17 protein-coding genes and 1 pseudogene are annotated in these 16,205 nt (G+C 40.3%); 17 read left to right on the top strand and 1 reads right to left on the bottom strand.

Annotated features, from left to right (window positions below):
* The 15 genes and pseudogenes from AB5Z52_RS12450 to AB5Z52_RS12380 form a co-directional block, all read left to right on the top strand.
* Nucleotides 1-337: pseudogene (locus tag AB5Z52_RS12450) on the top strand (PhnP protein); the annotation flags it as partial.
* Nucleotides 338-494: 157 nt separating this feature from the next.
* The gene (locus AB5Z52_RS12445) at nucleotides 495-1,196 is read left to right on the top strand and encodes a hypothetical protein (RefSeq protein ID WP_003127714.1); all 702 of its coding nucleotides are present in this window, start codon (nucleotides 495-497) and stop codon (nucleotides 1,194-1,196) included.
* Between the two features lie 652 nt (nucleotides 1,197-1,848).
* On the top strand, nucleotides 1,849-2,583 hold the full coding sequence (locus AB5Z52_RS12440; RefSeq protein WP_003127715.1) for a GntR family transcriptional regulator: 735 nt from the start codon (nucleotides 1,849-1,851) through the stop codon (nucleotides 2,581-2,583).
* Between the two features lie 15 nt (nucleotides 2,584-2,598).
* The gene (locus AB5Z52_RS12435; RefSeq protein ID WP_003127716.1) at nucleotides 2,599-3,768 is read left to right on the top strand and encodes an SIS domain-containing protein; all 1,170 of its coding nucleotides are present in this window, start codon (nucleotides 2,599-2,601) and stop codon (nucleotides 3,766-3,768) included.
* Between the two features lie 15 nt (nucleotides 3,769-3,783).
* Nucleotides 3,784-4,779 (top strand): tagatose-bisphosphate aldolase, encoded by a 996-nt coding sequence (gene lacD, locus AB5Z52_RS12430; protein ID WP_029487135.1) that lies wholly within the window; start codon nucleotides 3,784-3,786, stop codon nucleotides 4,777-4,779.
* 46 nt (nucleotides 4,780-4,825) lie between these two features.
* Nucleotides 4,826-6,607 carry a beta-galactosidase family protein gene (locus tag AB5Z52_RS12425; RefSeq protein WP_368243762.1) on the top strand — a complete coding sequence of 594 codons (1,782 nt, stop codon included), beginning with the start codon at nucleotides 4,826-4,828 and terminating at the stop codon, nucleotides 6,605-6,607.
* Nucleotides 6,604-7,083 (top strand): PTS sugar transporter subunit IIB, encoded by a 480-nt coding sequence (locus tag AB5Z52_RS12420; protein WP_003127719.1) that lies wholly within the window; start codon nucleotides 6,604-6,606, stop codon nucleotides 7,081-7,083. Before AB5Z52_RS12425 ends, AB5Z52_RS12420 begins: the two co-directional genes overlap by 4 nt.
* 10 nt (nucleotides 7,084-7,093) lie before the next feature.
* Complete coding sequence (locus AB5Z52_RS12415) at nucleotides 7,094-7,981, top strand: PTS mannose/fructose/sorbose/N-acetylgalactosamine transporter subunit IIC (protein ID WP_368243761.1); 888 nt, start codon at nucleotides 7,094-7,096, stop codon at nucleotides 7,979-7,981.
* Complete coding sequence (locus AB5Z52_RS12410) at nucleotides 7,971-8,777, top strand: PTS system mannose/fructose/sorbose family transporter subunit IID (protein WP_003127721.1); 807 nt, start codon at nucleotides 7,971-7,973, stop codon at nucleotides 8,775-8,777. The genes AB5Z52_RS12415 and AB5Z52_RS12410 overlap by 11 nt, the downstream gene beginning before the upstream one ends.
* A gap of 22 nt (nucleotides 8,778-8,799) precedes the next feature.
* Entirely contained in the window at nucleotides 8,800-9,204 is a 405-nt protein-coding gene (locus AB5Z52_RS12405; protein ID WP_003127723.1) for a PTS sugar transporter subunit IIA, read from the top strand.
* Between the two features lie 182 nt (nucleotides 9,205-9,386).
* Nucleotides 9,387-9,812, top strand: a complete 426-nt coding sequence (locus AB5Z52_RS12400; RefSeq protein ID WP_003127725.1) for an Rrf2 family transcriptional regulator — start codon at nucleotides 9,387-9,389, stop codon at nucleotides 9,810-9,812.
* Nucleotides 9,813-9,942: 130 nt separating this feature from the next.
* Nucleotides 9,943-10,581, top strand: coding sequence for an NAD(P)H-binding protein (locus AB5Z52_RS12395; RefSeq protein WP_003127726.1), 639 nt, complete (start codon nucleotides 9,943-9,945; stop codon nucleotides 10,579-10,581).
* 178 nt (nucleotides 10,582-10,759) lie between these two features.
* Nucleotides 10,760-11,227, top strand: coding sequence for a GAF domain-containing protein (locus AB5Z52_RS12390; protein WP_029487132.1), 468 nt, complete (start codon nucleotides 10,760-10,762; stop codon nucleotides 11,225-11,227).
* 238 nt (nucleotides 11,228-11,465) lie between these two features.
* The gene (locus AB5Z52_RS12385) at nucleotides 11,466-11,693 is read left to right on the top strand and encodes a hypothetical protein (RefSeq protein WP_021149510.1); all 228 of its coding nucleotides are present in this window, start codon (nucleotides 11,466-11,468) and stop codon (nucleotides 11,691-11,693) included.
* A gap of 295 nt (nucleotides 11,694-11,988) precedes the next feature.
* Nucleotides 11,989-12,753: a hypothetical protein gene (locus tag AB5Z52_RS12380; protein WP_005471963.1), complete on the top strand. Its 765-nt coding sequence runs from the start codon at nucleotides 11,989-11,991 to the stop codon at nucleotides 12,751-12,753.
* 114 nt (nucleotides 12,754-12,867) lie between these two features.
* Here the strand turns inward: AB5Z52_RS12380 and AB5Z52_RS12375 are convergent, their stop codons facing one another.
* Entirely contained in the window at nucleotides 12,868-13,212 is a 345-nt protein-coding gene (locus tag AB5Z52_RS12375) for an antibiotic biosynthesis monooxygenase (protein ID WP_368243758.1), read from the bottom strand.
* Between the two features lie 310 nt (nucleotides 13,213-13,522).
* On the opposite strand from AB5Z52_RS12375, the gene AB5Z52_RS12370 reads away from it, so the two are divergent.
* The gene (locus AB5Z52_RS12370; RefSeq protein WP_041119387.1) at nucleotides 13,523-15,178 is read left to right on the top strand and encodes a peptide ABC transporter substrate-binding protein; all 1,656 of its coding nucleotides are present in this window, start codon (nucleotides 13,523-13,525) and stop codon (nucleotides 15,176-15,178) included.
* A gap of 93 nt (nucleotides 15,179-15,271) precedes the next feature.
* Entirely contained in the window at nucleotides 15,272-16,156 is an 885-nt protein-coding gene (locus tag AB5Z52_RS12365; protein ID WP_003127735.1) for a C40 family peptidase, read from the top strand.
* Nucleotides 16,157-16,205: the final 49 nt, after the last annotated feature.

Genomic DNA, 16,205 nt, shown 5'->3' with positions numbered 1-16,205 from the left:
AGATAAAAAGCTGTTCCAAGCTCGAGTTACGAGTTTGGAACAGCTTTTGTCTACAGTCTGGTTTGCTTTTTTAGAAGCAAATAAGTTTATTTTTGATTGTGTATCAATGGATTGCACGGGGCAGACCAATGCTGACCAGATGGCCAATCATATGAATTGGTCGCAAAATATTCAAATGAAACAGGAGCTGATGGATCGCAAGTTAGCGACTGAAAAGACGATCTTTGTCGCCAATCATTTCTCTCACAATGGAGGGAGAACCTATCAAGAGATGGCAGATCTCTCAGCTTCAGAAATGATCATTACCGCATATGACGGGTTGGAGATCCATCTTTAATCCGTCTGACGATTAATTCATGAATACTGAATGTCAACAACTCATAAGGGAGGCAAACAATAAAAATAGATCATGAAAATAGCGTGTTAAGTGGGAAACGATGTCCAGCGAGATTTAGGTGCTAGAGAAATGAGTAAATAAAGAGGAATGATTTTTCATGAGAAATCAGAAATTTGAATACTATATGCGAGAATTAAACCTGATTAAAAGACAAAACTGGATTGAAAATGACCTATATCATCTAGTTGCGGAAATGATTAAGGCTGGCAAAAATATGTCTAGGCTATCTTTAAGAGATGTAAGCTTGCGAAGTAGGAGTCCAAAAGGTCAGATATTCTATGGCTTATCTTCATTTCCTGATTTTGTCATCTTGGATGAACGGTTTGATAATTCAGATAATCTTGCCGGGGGAAGTGTAAATATAGCGAATAAAAATTTGATTTATGGCTGCGTTGAAGTAAAAAATGTCGATGAGAAGCTATTAGATCTAGAATCAATCGATCTAATATCAGAATTTGAGAAAGCAAAAAAACCAGGAAATGAACTGAATCAAGATTTAGGCCAACTCTTAGGACAAATACTATGGTTTAAAAAAGTTTTGTATACAAATGGCAATATATGGAAATTCTACAAACGAACAAGTCAAGAAACAGATAACTTTCTTACTGACAAATGTATAGAAAAGTTATTTGAGGATCGTATGAAAAATGAGGCCCCTGATTACAAATGGTATGTAGGACTAGATGACGATAATTTAAAGATTGAAAAAGTTTTTGAGTTTGTCTTAGAGAGTGATATAAAAAAAGAAGTATGGGAAGAATTTCTAAATAGCTTATATTCGATTAACTGGGAAGGATAAAGATGCTATTGTGGAAGAATAATCATCTTTTAGAAATGAATCAGGTTGTTTTACTTGCGGCTCAATGGATTGCAGGGGGCAGAAACATGCTGATTCAATGGCCAATCATATCACAATAGCCGAATGAAGCAAGAATGGATGGATCTCAAGGGATTGACTGAAAAAGGGATCTCTGTTGCCAATTACTTCTCACAATGGGTGAACTTATCAGCAAATAACGGATCTCTCAGCTTCAGAAATGATTATTACCGCATATGACAGGGTTGGAGAGCTATCTTTGAGCCACTTGGAAATCGTCTAGCACGTATAACGCTATCGTCAGTTTAATAAGCGAGTTGAGGACCTATATTTGATCTCCTCGATTCGCTTTTTTTGATAGTCTGAGATAAACCGCTTGCTGATGAAGGAGTGTAGCTAATAAAAAAAAGATACCAGTTGAAGTGCGAAAAAGAAAAAAATAGAAGTTGTTCTTGAATGAAAATAGTTGGAAAATCATTTTTCATTTTCTTTTATGCCTGTTAAAGTCAATGATACCAATCATATTAACAAGACCAAAAATGAAAATACAAAAAAAACTGTTCTTAGTATTGACTCATAAAAAATACCACTACTATACTTGTATTGTGGTTATAACCAGTTAGGAGAGACATCGATGCAAAATACATTTCAATCAAAATCACTTTATTATCAGCTGGTAGAAATATTGAAACAACGAATCGAAAACAGTATGGTCGCTCATGATAAGCTGCCATCAGAAAGAGAGTTGACCAGTTTTTATGGCGTTAGTCGCACGACGGTGCGACTAGCATTGCAAGAACTGGAAAAAATGGGCTACATTTATCGACAACATGGAAAAGGAACCTTTGTTTCGGAATTAAGGACAAATGCGACTGATCTAGCTGGCGCATATAGTTTTACCGAACAAATGCGGGCAATGGGCAAACATCCTGAAACCAAGATATTGGCCTTCAAAAAGATTGAAGCAACCAAGTATTTAGCGGGGCATATGAATGTTCAATTAGGTGAACCTTTGTTTCAGTTAGACCGTTTGCGCTTAGCCGACGATCTGCCAATGATGATCGAGAAATCCTATTTGCCAGTGAAGCTATTTATGACACTATCTCGGGAACTGCTATCGATAAAACCGTTATACGATTTGTTTTCTGAAGATTTCAATCAAACGGTACGATCGGCTGACGAAGAATTTTATGCCAGTATTGCCCAGAAAGAAGATAGTGAGCTGCTAAATATTCCAGAAGGATCACCAGTGCTCCATTTAGTTCGCTCAACCTATAATCTCGAGAACGAAGTGATTGAATTTACATTAAGTGTGGCACGGGCCGATAAGTTTCATTATAAGATCAGGCATCTGCGTTCCACTAACTGAATTGGAGGAAAGAAAATGTTTATGTTGTCAAAAGAAGAACTGCAAAAGCTAGGAGCAGAAAATACTACCCGAGAAATTCGACAACAACCGGAACTGTGGCATGAGACGTTTGACCGTTATCAAGAAACAGTCGCAGATCTAGATCGTTTGTTTACGGATGCGAAACAACATGCTGGAGAGCGACCGATCCGCGTCATTTTTACAGGGGCCGGAACCTCTCAATATGTGGGGGATACACTAATTCCGTTTCTTACTAGTCAAGGAAATACGAATCAGTTCATTTTTCAAAGTATTGGTTCGACCGATATCGTTGCTACGCCAAAAGAATACCTGATTCCTGATGAGACAACGATCTTGGTCTCATTTGCCCGCAGTGGAAATAGTCCAGAAAGTCTAGCCGCAGTTAAGATGGCCAATCAGCTGGTCAACAAGATCTATCATATCGTGATCACCTGTGCACCAGACGGATTATTGGCTACACAAATGCCTACAAAAAAAGAAAATCTAGTTTTACTAATGCCAAACAAAGCCAATGACGCTGGTTTTGCTATGACAAGCAGTTTCAGCTGTATGACGCTGACTGCGCTACTTATTTTTGATCAAGCAAGCAATCAGCAAAAAGAAAGATATGTTCATCAATTAAGCCGACTAGGAGAAGAAGTCATCCAACGAGAATCAGAGATCCAAGGGTATCTGGCATCAGACTTTCATCGCATCATTTACTTAGGTTCGGGAAGCTTAGGCGGATTGACTAGAGAAGCGCAATTGAAAGTTCTCGAGTTGACTGCTGGAAAAATCGCAACCGTTTTTGATACATCTTTAGGATTCAGACATGGTCCCAAATCTTTTGTCAATGATCAAACATTGGTTTTCCTGTTTGTCAGCAATGACTCATATACGCAGAAATACGATGTAGATATGCTGGACGAAATCAAAAATGACGGTATTGCCCAACGCGTTGTTGGAATTGGTCAAAAGGGTTCATTGTTTAGTGGTGATTCCTTTGAATTAGCTGCAGATTCGTTACTGCCGGATGGCTATCTTGCTTTAGCAGATATCATGGTAGCCCAAACGATCGCATTACTTTGTTCGGTGAAGGTTGGTAATACACCAGATACACCATCGCCAAGTGGAACAGTCAATCGTGTGGTCAAAGGTGTAACGATTTATCCATATGAAAATTAGGAAAGAGTGTGAAGCATGTTAGAATGGTCCGAAAATAAAAGACAAGCAATGGAACGTTTATCGACGCCGGAGGGCATTATTACCGCCCTGGCGATTGATCAGCGTGGTGCACTGAAGAAAATGATGTCAGCTTTAGGGATGGAAGCGACGAAAGAAACGATTGAGCGGTTTAAAACCCTGATTTCACAAGAATTGACGCCCTATGCCTCAGCCATTTTATTGGATCCAGAATATGGGTTGCCTGCTGCACAAAAACGTGCAGCAGAGAGCGGTCTTTTGCTAGCATATGAGAAAACCGGTTACGATCAAACCGTTCCTGGTCGCTTTCCTGATTTGCTTCCGGATTGTTCAGTTATTCGGTTTAAAGAATCAGGTGCTGATGCGGTGAAATTTTTGCTGTATTACGATTGCGATGAAGAAGAGGAAATCAATTTTCACAAGCAAGTTTTTGTTGAACGAATTGGAAGCGAATGCATGGCTGAAGGACTGCCATTTTATTTAGAGTTATTGTCATATGATGCTAAAAATGTAGACACGAAATCGCTTTCCTATGCCAAAGCAAAGCCGCGCAAAGTGATCGAAATGATGAAAGAATTCTCGAAAACCCAGTATAAAGTAGATGTCTTAAAGGTTGAAGTACCAGTAAACATGTCATTTGTTGAAGGGGATGCAACAGGGGAGATCGCCTATACACGTCAAGAAGCTGCCGCTTATTTTAAAGAACAAAGCGACGCAACAGATTTGCCATATATCTTCTTAAGTGCTGGGGTCTCAGCGGCATTATTCATGGAAACATTGCGTTTTGCCAAAGATGCTGGGGCACGATTCAACGGTGTACTCTGTGGCAGAGCAACTTGGAAAGATGCAGTCGCTCCTTTTGTTGAAAAAGGAGAAGCGGCAACTTTAGAATGGCTGACAGAACAAGGGACACAAAACATTCGTCAATTGAATGAAGTGATAAGAGAAACTGCCGTTTCGTGGCATGAGAAAGTAGTACAGCCAGTCCAATAGAGCAATTCACCTTGCAAAGCTGACTACTAATGAATGGGAGCAGAACATGGCTACGTTTGAAATAAAAGAAGAGTTTTTAATGAATGGTTCTCCTTTTAAACTACTATCTGGTGCGATTCATTATTTTCGGGTCCATCCGGATGATTGGGAGCACCCTCTTTATAATTTGAAAGCGCTTGGATTTAATACCGTCGAAACCTATGTGCCTTGGAATTTGCACGAACCGCATAAAGGGTTATTTCAGTTTGAAGGCATTCTTGATTTAGAGCGTTTTTTGTCCTTGGCACAAGAGCTTGGTCTGTATGTCATCCTGCGACCTTCTCCATATATATGCGCCGAATGGGAATTCGGCGGGTTACCTGCTTGGCTACTAAAGGAGTCTGGACGATTAAGAGCATGTGATCCGAGCTATTTAGCGCATGTGGCGGAATACTACGATGTATTACTTCCAAAAATCATTCCCTACCAGTTGAGTCATGGAGGGAACATTCTAATGATCCAAGTGGAAAACGAATATGGGTCATATGGTGAAGAAAAAGCTTATTTGAGAGCTATCAAAGAAATGCTGATAAACCGTGGCATTGATATGCCTTTATTTACTTCGGATGGTCCTTGGCAAGCCGCCTTACGAGCTGGCAGCTTGATTGAAGATGATGTATTGGTCACAGGGAATTTTGGTTCCCGGGCAAAAGAAAACTTTGCAGCGATGCAGGATTTTTTTGATCAGCACAACAAAAAATGGCCTTTGATGTGTATGGAATTCTGGGATGGCTGGTTCAATCGCTGGAATGAACCAATTATTCGGAGAGACCCAGATGATCTCGCTGAATCAGTCAAAGAAGCTTTGGAAATCGGTAGTGTCAATTTATATATGTTTCACGGGGGAACTAATTTTGGATTTATGAATGGTTGTTCGGCTAGAGGCGCAGTCGATTTACCGCAGGTCACTTCCTATGACTACGATGCACCATTGGATGAGCAAGGGAATCCGACAGCAAAGTATTACGCATTGCAGAAAATGCTAAAAGAACATTTTCCAGAATATGAACAGCACGAACCGCGCAGCAAAACATCTCTATCAATGGAACTTCAACTACAAGATAAAGTAAGTTTGTTTTCTGTTATCGATCAAATCAGTCAGCCGGTCAAGACGGTTTATCCGCAAACGATGGAACAATTGGACCATCCTTATGGCTATTTGTTGTACCGCACGAAGAAACGGCGAGACGCGGAAATAGAAAAGCTCCGGATCATTGATGGAAATGATCGTGCCCAGATTTTCTTGAATGAAACATTCCTTGCAACGCAATATCAAGGAGAAATTGGTGAAGACTTATTGATTAAGCAAGCAGCAGAAGAAAATCAATTGGATATTCTAGTAGAAAATATGGGACGAGTCAACTATGGACATAAGCTGACAGCAGAGACCCAGCGAAAAGGGATTCGTAGAGGTGTGATGGCTGATCTGCACTTTGTGACCAACTGGACTCATTACTGGCTAGACTTCAGTAAGTCACCAGCAATTGATTTTACGCGGGACTGGCATCCAGAACAACCCGGGTTTTATCGTTATTCCTTTGTGCTAGAGGAAAAAAGAGATACTTTTATTGATTTGACAGGATTCGGCAAAGGAGTTGTTCTGGTCAACAATGTCACTGTTGGACGCTTTTGGGAAGTGGGCCCCATTTTATCATTGTACGTACCAAGCGGATTTTTGAATCATGGGGAAAACACAATCATTATTTTTGAAACGGAGGGCTGCTTTGCAAAAGAAGTACATTTGAGAAAAGAACCGGTTTATAAAACGATGGAGGCGAAAAAAGTATGAGTATTATTGGTGTACGTATTGATGGACGATTGATTCATGGACAAGTGGCAAACTTATGGACGACCAAGCTGAATATTAGCCGAATTATGGTTGTGGACGACGATGTAGCAGAAAATCCAATCGAAAAGAGTGGCTTGAAATTAGCAACGCCTGCAGGGGTCAAGTTAAGTATCTTGCCGATTGAGAAAGCAGCTGCCAATATTTTGGCTGGAAGATATGATTCTCAACGGTTGTTGATTGTTGCTAAAAAACCTGACCGTTTGCTCAAACTAGTGGAATTAGGTGTGCCGATCACTGAAATAAATGTTGGAAACATGTCCCAAACAGCTGAAACAAAGTCTATTACCAAGTCAATCAATGTTGTTCCCGCAGATATTGCTGATTTCAAAGAACTTGCTAGCAAAGGTGTGAAACTTTTTGCACAAATGGTCCCTAGCGATAAAGCTGAAAACTTTATGAGCCTTTTAGAAAGATAGGAGAATCAATATGGAAATTCATTGGTGGCAAATTTTATTATTATCATTATATGCAGGTTATCAGATTCTAGATGAATTACAGATCTATTCTTCAATGAGTGCGCCCGTTTTTGCTGGTCTTTTTTCAGGGTTAGTGATGGGAGATATCACAACCGGTTTATTGATTGGTGGTAGTATGCAACTGACAGTCCTTGGTGTAGGAACTTTTGGCGGTGCTTCGCGGATCGACGCCAATTCGGGAACGGTTTTGGCCACGGCATTCTCTGTTGCATTAGGAATGGATCCAGAACAGGCAATTGCTGCAATTGCTGTACCGGTAGCTAGTTTGATGATTCAATTAGATATTTTAGCTCGTTTTGCGAATACGTATTTTGCTCATAGAATCGATACCCACGTGGAAAATATGAATTTCAAAGCCATCGAACGAAACTTTTTGTTGGGCGCAGCACCGTGGGCGCTATCACGACTTGTTCCTGTATTTCTCGCGTTGGCTTTCGGTGGCGGATTAGTCGAAAACGTTGTTAGTTATTTGAATGGTGATTTAAAGTGGTTAGGCGATGGATTATCCGTTGCCGGAGCAGTCTTACCAGCTGTAGGTTTTGCAATTTTACTTCGTTATTTACCAGTAAAAAAACATTTTCCTTATCTTATTTTAGGCTTTGTTTTGACAGCATTATTAACAACGGTATTTAGCAATATCCAACTATTGGGCAGCAGTGTAGCAAGTGTTGTAAAAGATTTCAGCGGTACCTTCAACGCATTACCAATGTTGGCAATCGCACTAATTGGTTTCGCATTTGCCGCTATCAGCTACAAAAATGGACAAGCACGTCCAGCAACTAATACCGCACAAAACGAGCAGCATTTGGAAGGAGAGATTGAAGACGATGAAATCTAATGTTAAATTAACGAAAAAAGACTTCCAACAAATCAATCGGCGCAGCCTATTTGGTTTCCAACTAGGATGGAACTATGAACGGATGCAAGGCTCAGGTTACTTGTACACCATTTTGCCGCAACTACGTAAAATCTATGGGGACAACACCCCTGAATTAAAAGAAATGATGAAAACGCATACACAGTTTTTTAATACATCAAATTTCTTCAATACCATTATCACGGGGATTGATCTAGCGATCGAAGAAAAAGAGGGATTTCAGGCAAAAGATACCATTTCAGGGTTGAAAGCCGGGTTGATGGGACCTTTCGCAGCAATCGGTGATTCGATTTTCGCAGCCCTAGTGCCAACGATTTTTGGTGCATTGGCTGCGAATATGGCCATCAATGGAAATCCGATCGGCATCTTTATCTGGATCGCTGCACAAATCGTAGTCATGATCTTTCGTTGGAAACAACTGGAATTTGCTTATAAAGAAGGTATTTCCCTTGTGACAACCATGCAAAGCCGCTTAACAGCATTAACAGATGCAGCGACATTACTGGGTGTTTTTATGGTAGGAGCATTAGTGGCAACAATGGTCAATGTAAAATTTGCTTGGGCACCAAGTATTGGTGAGGTCACATTGAATATGCAAAACAATATTGATATGATTTTGCCGCGGCTCTTACCAGCAGCTATTGTCGGGATTGTCTATTGGATGTTAGGAAAGAAAAACATGACATCAACCAAAGCAATTTTCGTCGTATTGATCGTCAGTGTGGCACTGTCGGCGTTAGGAGTTATTTCGAAGTAGATGGAAAGTAGGTAGGAAGTTGATGGAAAAGCAATTAGTCTTGATTAGTCATGGCCGGTTTTGTGAAGAATTGAAAAAAAGTACAGAAATGATCATGGGGCCTCAGTCAGAGATCCAGACAGTCCCATTATTACCAGAAGAAGGTGCCGATGATTTTCGCCAAAAACTAGCAGCTGTCATCGCTGACAGTCAAAACCCTGTGGTCTTTGCTGATCTGCTAGGAGGAACCCCATGCAATGCGGCTTCTCGGTTAATCATGGAAGGTGCGACATTTGAGCTGTATGCAGGAATGAATATGCCGATGGTGATTGGCTTCCTCAACCGTACATTGACAGGAGATCCATTGGATTATGAACAATTTGGTAAAGAGAATATCCAACATGTCAACACGCTTCTCACTGCAGTAGCAGATTTTGAAGAAGATTAAGCAGAGGCAAAGACATTAGAAGTTGATCAGCAAAGAAAAACCGGCATTAGCTGTACTTCTTAGCTATCACCTATTTGCCTTAACCAAACGACAAAAAGCGCTGAAAAGCCCCAACTCTTTGAACAATTCCCTAAAAAAAGGTATGATAGCTAAAAGTATATTTTTGAAGGGACATCAAAGGGATGAAGTACTCAACGAAATACAGCGATGCCATTCATATTCTGGCCTATATTGAAATGTTGAAGGGAACCGATCTATCCAGTGATCGAATTGCTCAAAGTGTCGAGACCAATCCAGCCTATGTCCGCCGAATCATGAGTGATTTGCGAACAGCTGGCTTGATTGAGAGCCAACGGGGAAAAGCTGAACCTAAATTACTAAAAAAACCCGAAGAGATCACTTTGCTAGACATTTATTCAAGTGTTGAAAAGGACCAACGATTGTTGCATATTGACAAAAAAACCAATCCTAATTGTTTGATTGGCGGTAGCATTCAGGAAGTTCTAGATGAGACCTATGAGCGTCTGCAAAAAAAAATTGAGTTAGAGATGCAACAGATCACACTAGCAGATATCATAGATAAACTCAATGTGGCTGCTGAAAAATGAAGAGAGACAGCTCCGTTTCAAAAGCAAATGCTTGACGAAAAGGAGCTTTCTTTTTATAATCAACATGTAACCTTAAAAGTTACATGTATTTTTCTACATGTACAAGTTTAAAGATGAAAGGAAGAGAGCAATGAAAATTGGAATTATTGGTGCAACAGGAAATGCTGGTTCAGCGATTTATCGGGAAGCAAGTGCACGAGGACATGAAGTCGTAGCTATCGTACGCAATGAAGAAAAAGCAAAGGAAATGTTTGGGAATTCTGTCAAAACAATAACCAAAGACGCGTTTGAATTGAAAAGAGGCGAGTTGGAAGGTTTTGATGCTATCATTGATGCGTTTGCTACTAGCCCTGATCAAGCCTATCTACATGTCGACTTAGCAGCCCGTTTGATCCATCTTTTCCGTGGAAAGAAAACTAGATTGTTCTTCATTTTAGGGGCGGGTAGTTTACTGAATGATGCTGGCGACTTGAATGTTAATGACTTGAAAAAAGCACCTGATAGTGAAAGCTGGATCGCGATTCCAGAAAATCAATTAGACGAGTACAATTTCTTATTAACTGTTAAAAATGTTGATTGGGTAGGAATTTCTCCAGGGAACCTTTTCCAAGCTGGGGAAGCTAAACCGGCTATTTTAGGAAAAGATCACTTGCTTCAAAATGATGCCGGACAATCTGTCACATCTAGCGGAACATTGGCAAAAGCTATTTTGGATGAGTTAGAAGTCCCTCAATATCAACAAACAAGATTTACAGTTATTGATGCCTGATTTTTTTGACGATCGGGATGGTCTTGAGGAGCAAAGGAGCGGAAAGAACAGTAATGTTTTCATAATGTTTCTTCCAAGAAAACAGGAAAGAAACCATTTTAGAAGAAAGAGTTTTCGAAATTCAAGAATTCTACCAAGACAAAACTCTGCGAGTTGCTTATAATCAATAGCAGAGGTGATGGATATGGAGAAAAAAGAAGCATACGAGCTGATGCTCCTTCAGTTAAAAGGATTGTTAGAAGCGGAGAGTAACTGGTTAGCGAATCTGGCTAATTCTTCCGCATTGCTGAATGAAACGTTACCAGATACGGTCTTTGCCGGCTATTATCTGTTTCAAGAAGGCGAATTGATTCTAGGTCCTTTCCAAGGCCGCGTGTCTTGTACCCGCATCCAGTTAGGAAAAGGGGTCTGCGGGGAGTCCGCTGCTGAGAAAAAGACTATGATCGTCGATAATGTCAAAGAACATGAGAACTACATATCTTGTGACTCGGCAGCAATGTCAGAAATCGTTGTGCCAATGCTGGACAATGACCAACTGATCGGAGTATTAGATATCGATAGTTCGAAAACAAGTAGTTATGACGAGATCGATCAACTTTTCTTAGAAAAATTTGCCGCTTCGCTAGTAGCTGCACGGCGTAATTGATAAAACGAGCAGCGAATCGTGTTCGCTGGTACAAAAGAAATACCCAAACGATAGAAAGCGCAACTTTAGTTCTTGAAGTTGCTGAATTGCCGGCTTGTTTCTGAGGCAACTTCTATTCGTTTGGTTTTTTTGTCTGTACTGGTTTTTTGTGCGAATCAATGCGTATTACTTTTAATTATTAAAAAACGATGATATTATGATAACATAATTAGAAAAATTAAATTTGAAGGTGGAAATTATGAATTGTGATAACATTGTTTTAGGAAAAGCGTATGAATGTAAACCGGTAGGTATGCAAAGGAGGATCATCGGTGAGGTAATCCGCAAAATGGAAAATTGTGTGGTGATGAGTGTCGTAAGATATGATGGCATTGATCATGACGAAATCGAGGAACGATGTGGAAGAGTCGTTGCTCGGTATAATGAAATCTATGGACCAGCTTTAGTCGAATGTTTTTTTAGTTAAAAAAAGACAGAAGCTTATTGTTTAAAAACAGGAAAATAATGAGCTCAACAATTAAAAATAACAATTTAATCAATAATATTTACGATGTTAGCCAAATTTTTTCAGCAAAGAGTATCCTTTGCTGTCTGGGACAGTAACTTTCAAGGGCAGAATACTTGCCTAATAGTTACGGATCCTATTTTCTGCTATCATCGTTTTTTGTATGCTGCGATAGACTGCCAGGCGGCCAATAAATTTCAATAAAGACTTAATGATGGTACAATAAATTAAAATCGTACGCCTGGAGGAGAATGTTATGAGAGCTGAATTAGTGATCTTAGAAGAAGAGGAGTTACTGTTTAAGCTTCCCAATGAACAAGGTTTATTACAAATTGCAGATCATGATCGTGTGACACAGCTTGATAATACTGTGTTTTTTCTTGTTAAGAATCATGCGGTAACAGCTATTACAACGGATACATTGCTGGACTTGACTCAGCCCCATGATCGAATCATTAGTATTACTCCTAGCTGGGAAATCCAGGCACCTTACCTTGCACATTATTATCAGGAGAAGTATGGTTTGTTGAAGAAAAAAAGTGAAGCGATCCCAGGTGAGCAAAGTGAGCTCATTGCATCTTGCGCAAAAAATTTTGACTTATTGTTAGATAAACTTGGCTATTACCAAAATACCACTTCCCTTGATCCAGTGAAAAAAACAAAAGCAAGGCATCAATGGAAAAAAGAATTGCAGGATCGACCTTTCTATATTGACTATCAAGGAAGTCAGGCAACTGTTTATTGGCAAAAGCGCAATGAAATGCGAATCGAAAAAGGGGCAAAATTAGCCGAAGAAATTCCATATAATAAAGACGGTTCCTTGGGATTTTCTGCTCGCTTAGGAGAAAAAATCCGCCAAGATCATCAAGCAGCGATTAAGGATCATTGCACGATAGAAGAAGTTATTTTAAAAAGTGTCAATGAGGTTGGTCTGTTTCTTTACTACGGAGGGACCAATGGTTGGTTGCAGTTAAAAGACCCATCCGGGCAGACACTCCACGAACTAACCGTGGTGGGCTGACACGACAAATACGCGATACGCAGTCGAAGGACAACGCTTGTCAGATGAAATGGATTCTCATCGGCAAGCGCTGCCCTTCTTTTTTAGCTGAACTTTCTTGAAATAAGTTTCAACTCAGTTCTTGCTGGAAGATACAATTGAGTCGTCGAATAAGGAATAATCTTGTCCACTCTTGTTTATTACTACGGAAGGTTTTCCGTTTCCTTCTTTTTCTGCACGATAAGCTTCACGGTGTTTTTGCAAGTGTTCGGGCCGCTTTAGCCAGGCTTGGAAATGTTTCTTTTCTTGCCATTTTGAGACGAGTTGAAAATCGACTGATGTTTTTTTTTCGTTGATCCAACATTCAGATTGGAGACAGCCTTCAAACGTTTTCATCGAGGCGATATCTTTGCGGATCTTTTCTGAAAATGTTTCTTTTGCTTCTGCTAAAACTTCAAATGTCACAGTTTTGATATACATGACCAACACTCCTTTTTGTGGTAAATGCACGATTTGACTTTGCATCATCATTTTCCAATTAGTATAACTGTAATTGAGAATGATTGTCAATTAGGTCGGTATTTTTCTTAGAAAATACTTGCTTAGTGAAAAAAGATGTTTCTTTCCTACCTAAGAACAGCTAGGAAAGATCTCTCCATAGGACCTTTCTCTAGGTATCTTAGAAGATTCTTTCAAGTAAGGGAATTTGACAGAAAGATTCGAATCACGGTAAACTTCACTTAACAAAACGGAATTTTTAGAATTATCTGAAAAATAGGAGGCGTCAAGAATGACAACCAAAGCAAGAGTTATCGGATCACTCATCGTTTGTAGTTTTTTTCTAGCAGCCTGTCAACAGCCGTCATCGAAAACCACAGATTCAACCAAGTCAGCAAATGCCAATCAGCCAATGCTGAATGTTCAGTTTTCTGCTGAAATGGGGAGCGCCGATTTGTCGTTAGCAACCGATTCTTACAGTTTTATTACCTTGAACAATGCCTATGAAGGACTTTATCGACTCGATGAAAACAATGAACCCGTGATTGCCGGTGCGAGTGAAGACGCAATGATCAGTGAAGATGGGATGGTGTACACGATCAAATTAAGAGAAGATGCCAAATGGTCCAATGGGGAACCTGTCACAGCAGAGGATTATGTCTTTAGCTGGCAACGAACGGTTGATCCTGCTACCGCCTCCAACTATGCCTACATGCTAGCACCAGTCAAAAATGCTGCAGCTATTTCCGATGGAACGAAGGATAAAAGTGAACTAGGGATCGAAGCCGTCACGAGTCATGAATTGAAGATTACATTGGAAAAAGCAACGCCTTATTTTAAATCTTTACTCGCTTTTCCTACTTTTTTCCCGCAGAGTGAAGCGGTTGTTCAAGAACATGGGGATCAATATGCCTTAACAAGTGCGAATGCAGTCTACAATGGTCCTTTCACATTGGAGGATTATGACGGCCCAGGTACAGATATTCAATGGACACTCAAGAAAAATCCTGAGTATTGGGATGCAGAGTCAGTGAAGTTATCCGGAGTTCAGTTTGATGTCGTCAAAGAATCTTCAACTAGCTATAATTTGTATGAAAGCGGGCAAGCAGATGACATCACATTGAGTGGGGAACTGGCGATGCAAAATGTAAATCACAAGGATTATGTTGTTCAACCGAGCGCGACGACCCAGTATTTAGAAATGAATCAAGCAGCGGAGGACTCACCGTTTCGGAATGAAAAGTTGCGGCAAGCAATTTCCTATAGCCTTAATCGTCAGCAAATCGTTGATCAGATTTTAGGTAATGGGTCACTTCCAGCTGTTGGATTTGTTCCTTCTGATCTAGCCTTTAATCCTGAAACGAAAACAGATTTTGTTAAAGATGCAGGGACTTCGCTGCCTTATGATGAAGAACAAGCCAAGAAATTGTGGGAGCAAGCAAAATCCGAACTAGGAAAAGATACCCTCACCTTTGAATTACTCACCTCAGATACCGATCAATCAAAGAAATTAGCCGAATACATTCAAGGAACGCTTCAACAAACCCTTGAAGGATTGACTGTAGAAGTGACCAATGTTCCTTTTTCTGTGCGATTAGATCGTTCCAATAGCGGAGATTTCGAAATGGTCATGAACAATTGGATCGGTGATTATGCAGATCCGATCAATTTCTTGGAACTTTTCAAAAAAGATAGTTCATACAATCGCGGAAAATGGTTGGATGATACCTATGATAACTTGATTTCAGAAGCATCCGATGCATATGCCAACGATCCTCAAGCACGTTGGCAAAATATGGTGGAAGCTGAGCAGATTTTGAATGAAAAATTGGGCGTGATTCCATTATTTCAAAGCGCAGAGGCTCATTTACGTTCCCCAAAAATCAAAGGCTTAGTGGTCCATAGTGTCGGTGCAGCCTATGACTACAAGAATGTTTCCCTAGAGTAAAGAAACAAGCAGTAAGTTAGAAGAGATGGATCTTTCATCTTTCCCCAGATTGCACAAGCAAAAATGATCAATAAATCAGCAAAGGAGAACCTAGTGAAAAAAGCAGTCCAAGCAGCTATGACTTTTTTATGGAAACAGCCGCAGCAAAATGCAGTTTTAACAAAAATCAATGCGCAACCTTTAGAAGCAGTCCATTCGTTTTTATCAGCAGCAGATGCAATGACTCTCTATGAAGAGGACTTGGTTGATTCAGAGATTCTTTATGGGACCGTTGTCGAAGTCGTTCAAGAAAAAGAAGAATGGGCAGAAATCATTGTCTTAGACCAAGCAAGTAATAAAAATCCCCGAGGCTACCCAGGGTATGTTCCTAGCAACGTATTGACTGTCATAGACGAGAAATATGGATTGGGGAAAAATCAGAAGGTAGCAGTAATCAAACCAACTGCTGTCCTGCAATTCAAAGATCATCAAAGAATCCTTTCTTTCGGAACCCTGCTGGATTGGCTTTTTGAGGACGCTGAGTGGTATCATGTGATGACACCTGAAGGACCAGCTGAAATTTCTAAAACACAAGCCCAACGAATCGATCAAGGAAACTCAACAACTCCCCGACAATTGATCGAGATGGCAGAACAATTTCTGGATTTGCCTTATGTATGGGCAGGGATCAGCAGCAGTGGCTTTGACTGCTCAGGGTTTATGTATAGTTTGCATCGGGTCAATGGTATTTTGATTCCTCGGGATACCATTGAACAAGCGCAAGCGGGTGTGCAGCGATCCTATGAACAGGCGCAGCCAGGTGATCTATTGTTGTTCGCATATGAAGAGGGAAAAGGAAAAGTCCATCACGTCGGTCTTTATTTAGGTGCAGACGAGATGATCCACTCACAGACCCCAGGCTCCAAAGTCATGAAAACAAAGATCACTGGTTCTGCTTATGAGCCGGAATTGGCAGTTGTCACTCGGTATATCGACTAGAAACAGCCGCAATAAGAAAGAATGAGGTAGAAATCGCAAGTGATAGAAA

Origin of the sequence: Enterococcus sp. RTP21361st1_A6_RTP21361_211029 (genome assembly GCF_040910045.1) — a bacterium.
Taxonomy (GTDB): domain Bacteria; phylum Bacillota; class Bacilli; order Lactobacillales; family Enterococcaceae; genus Enterococcus_D; species Enterococcus_D gallinarum.
The sequence above is the reverse complement of the archived record's forward strand: the minus strand, read 5'-3'. Positions and strand labels throughout refer to the sequence as shown.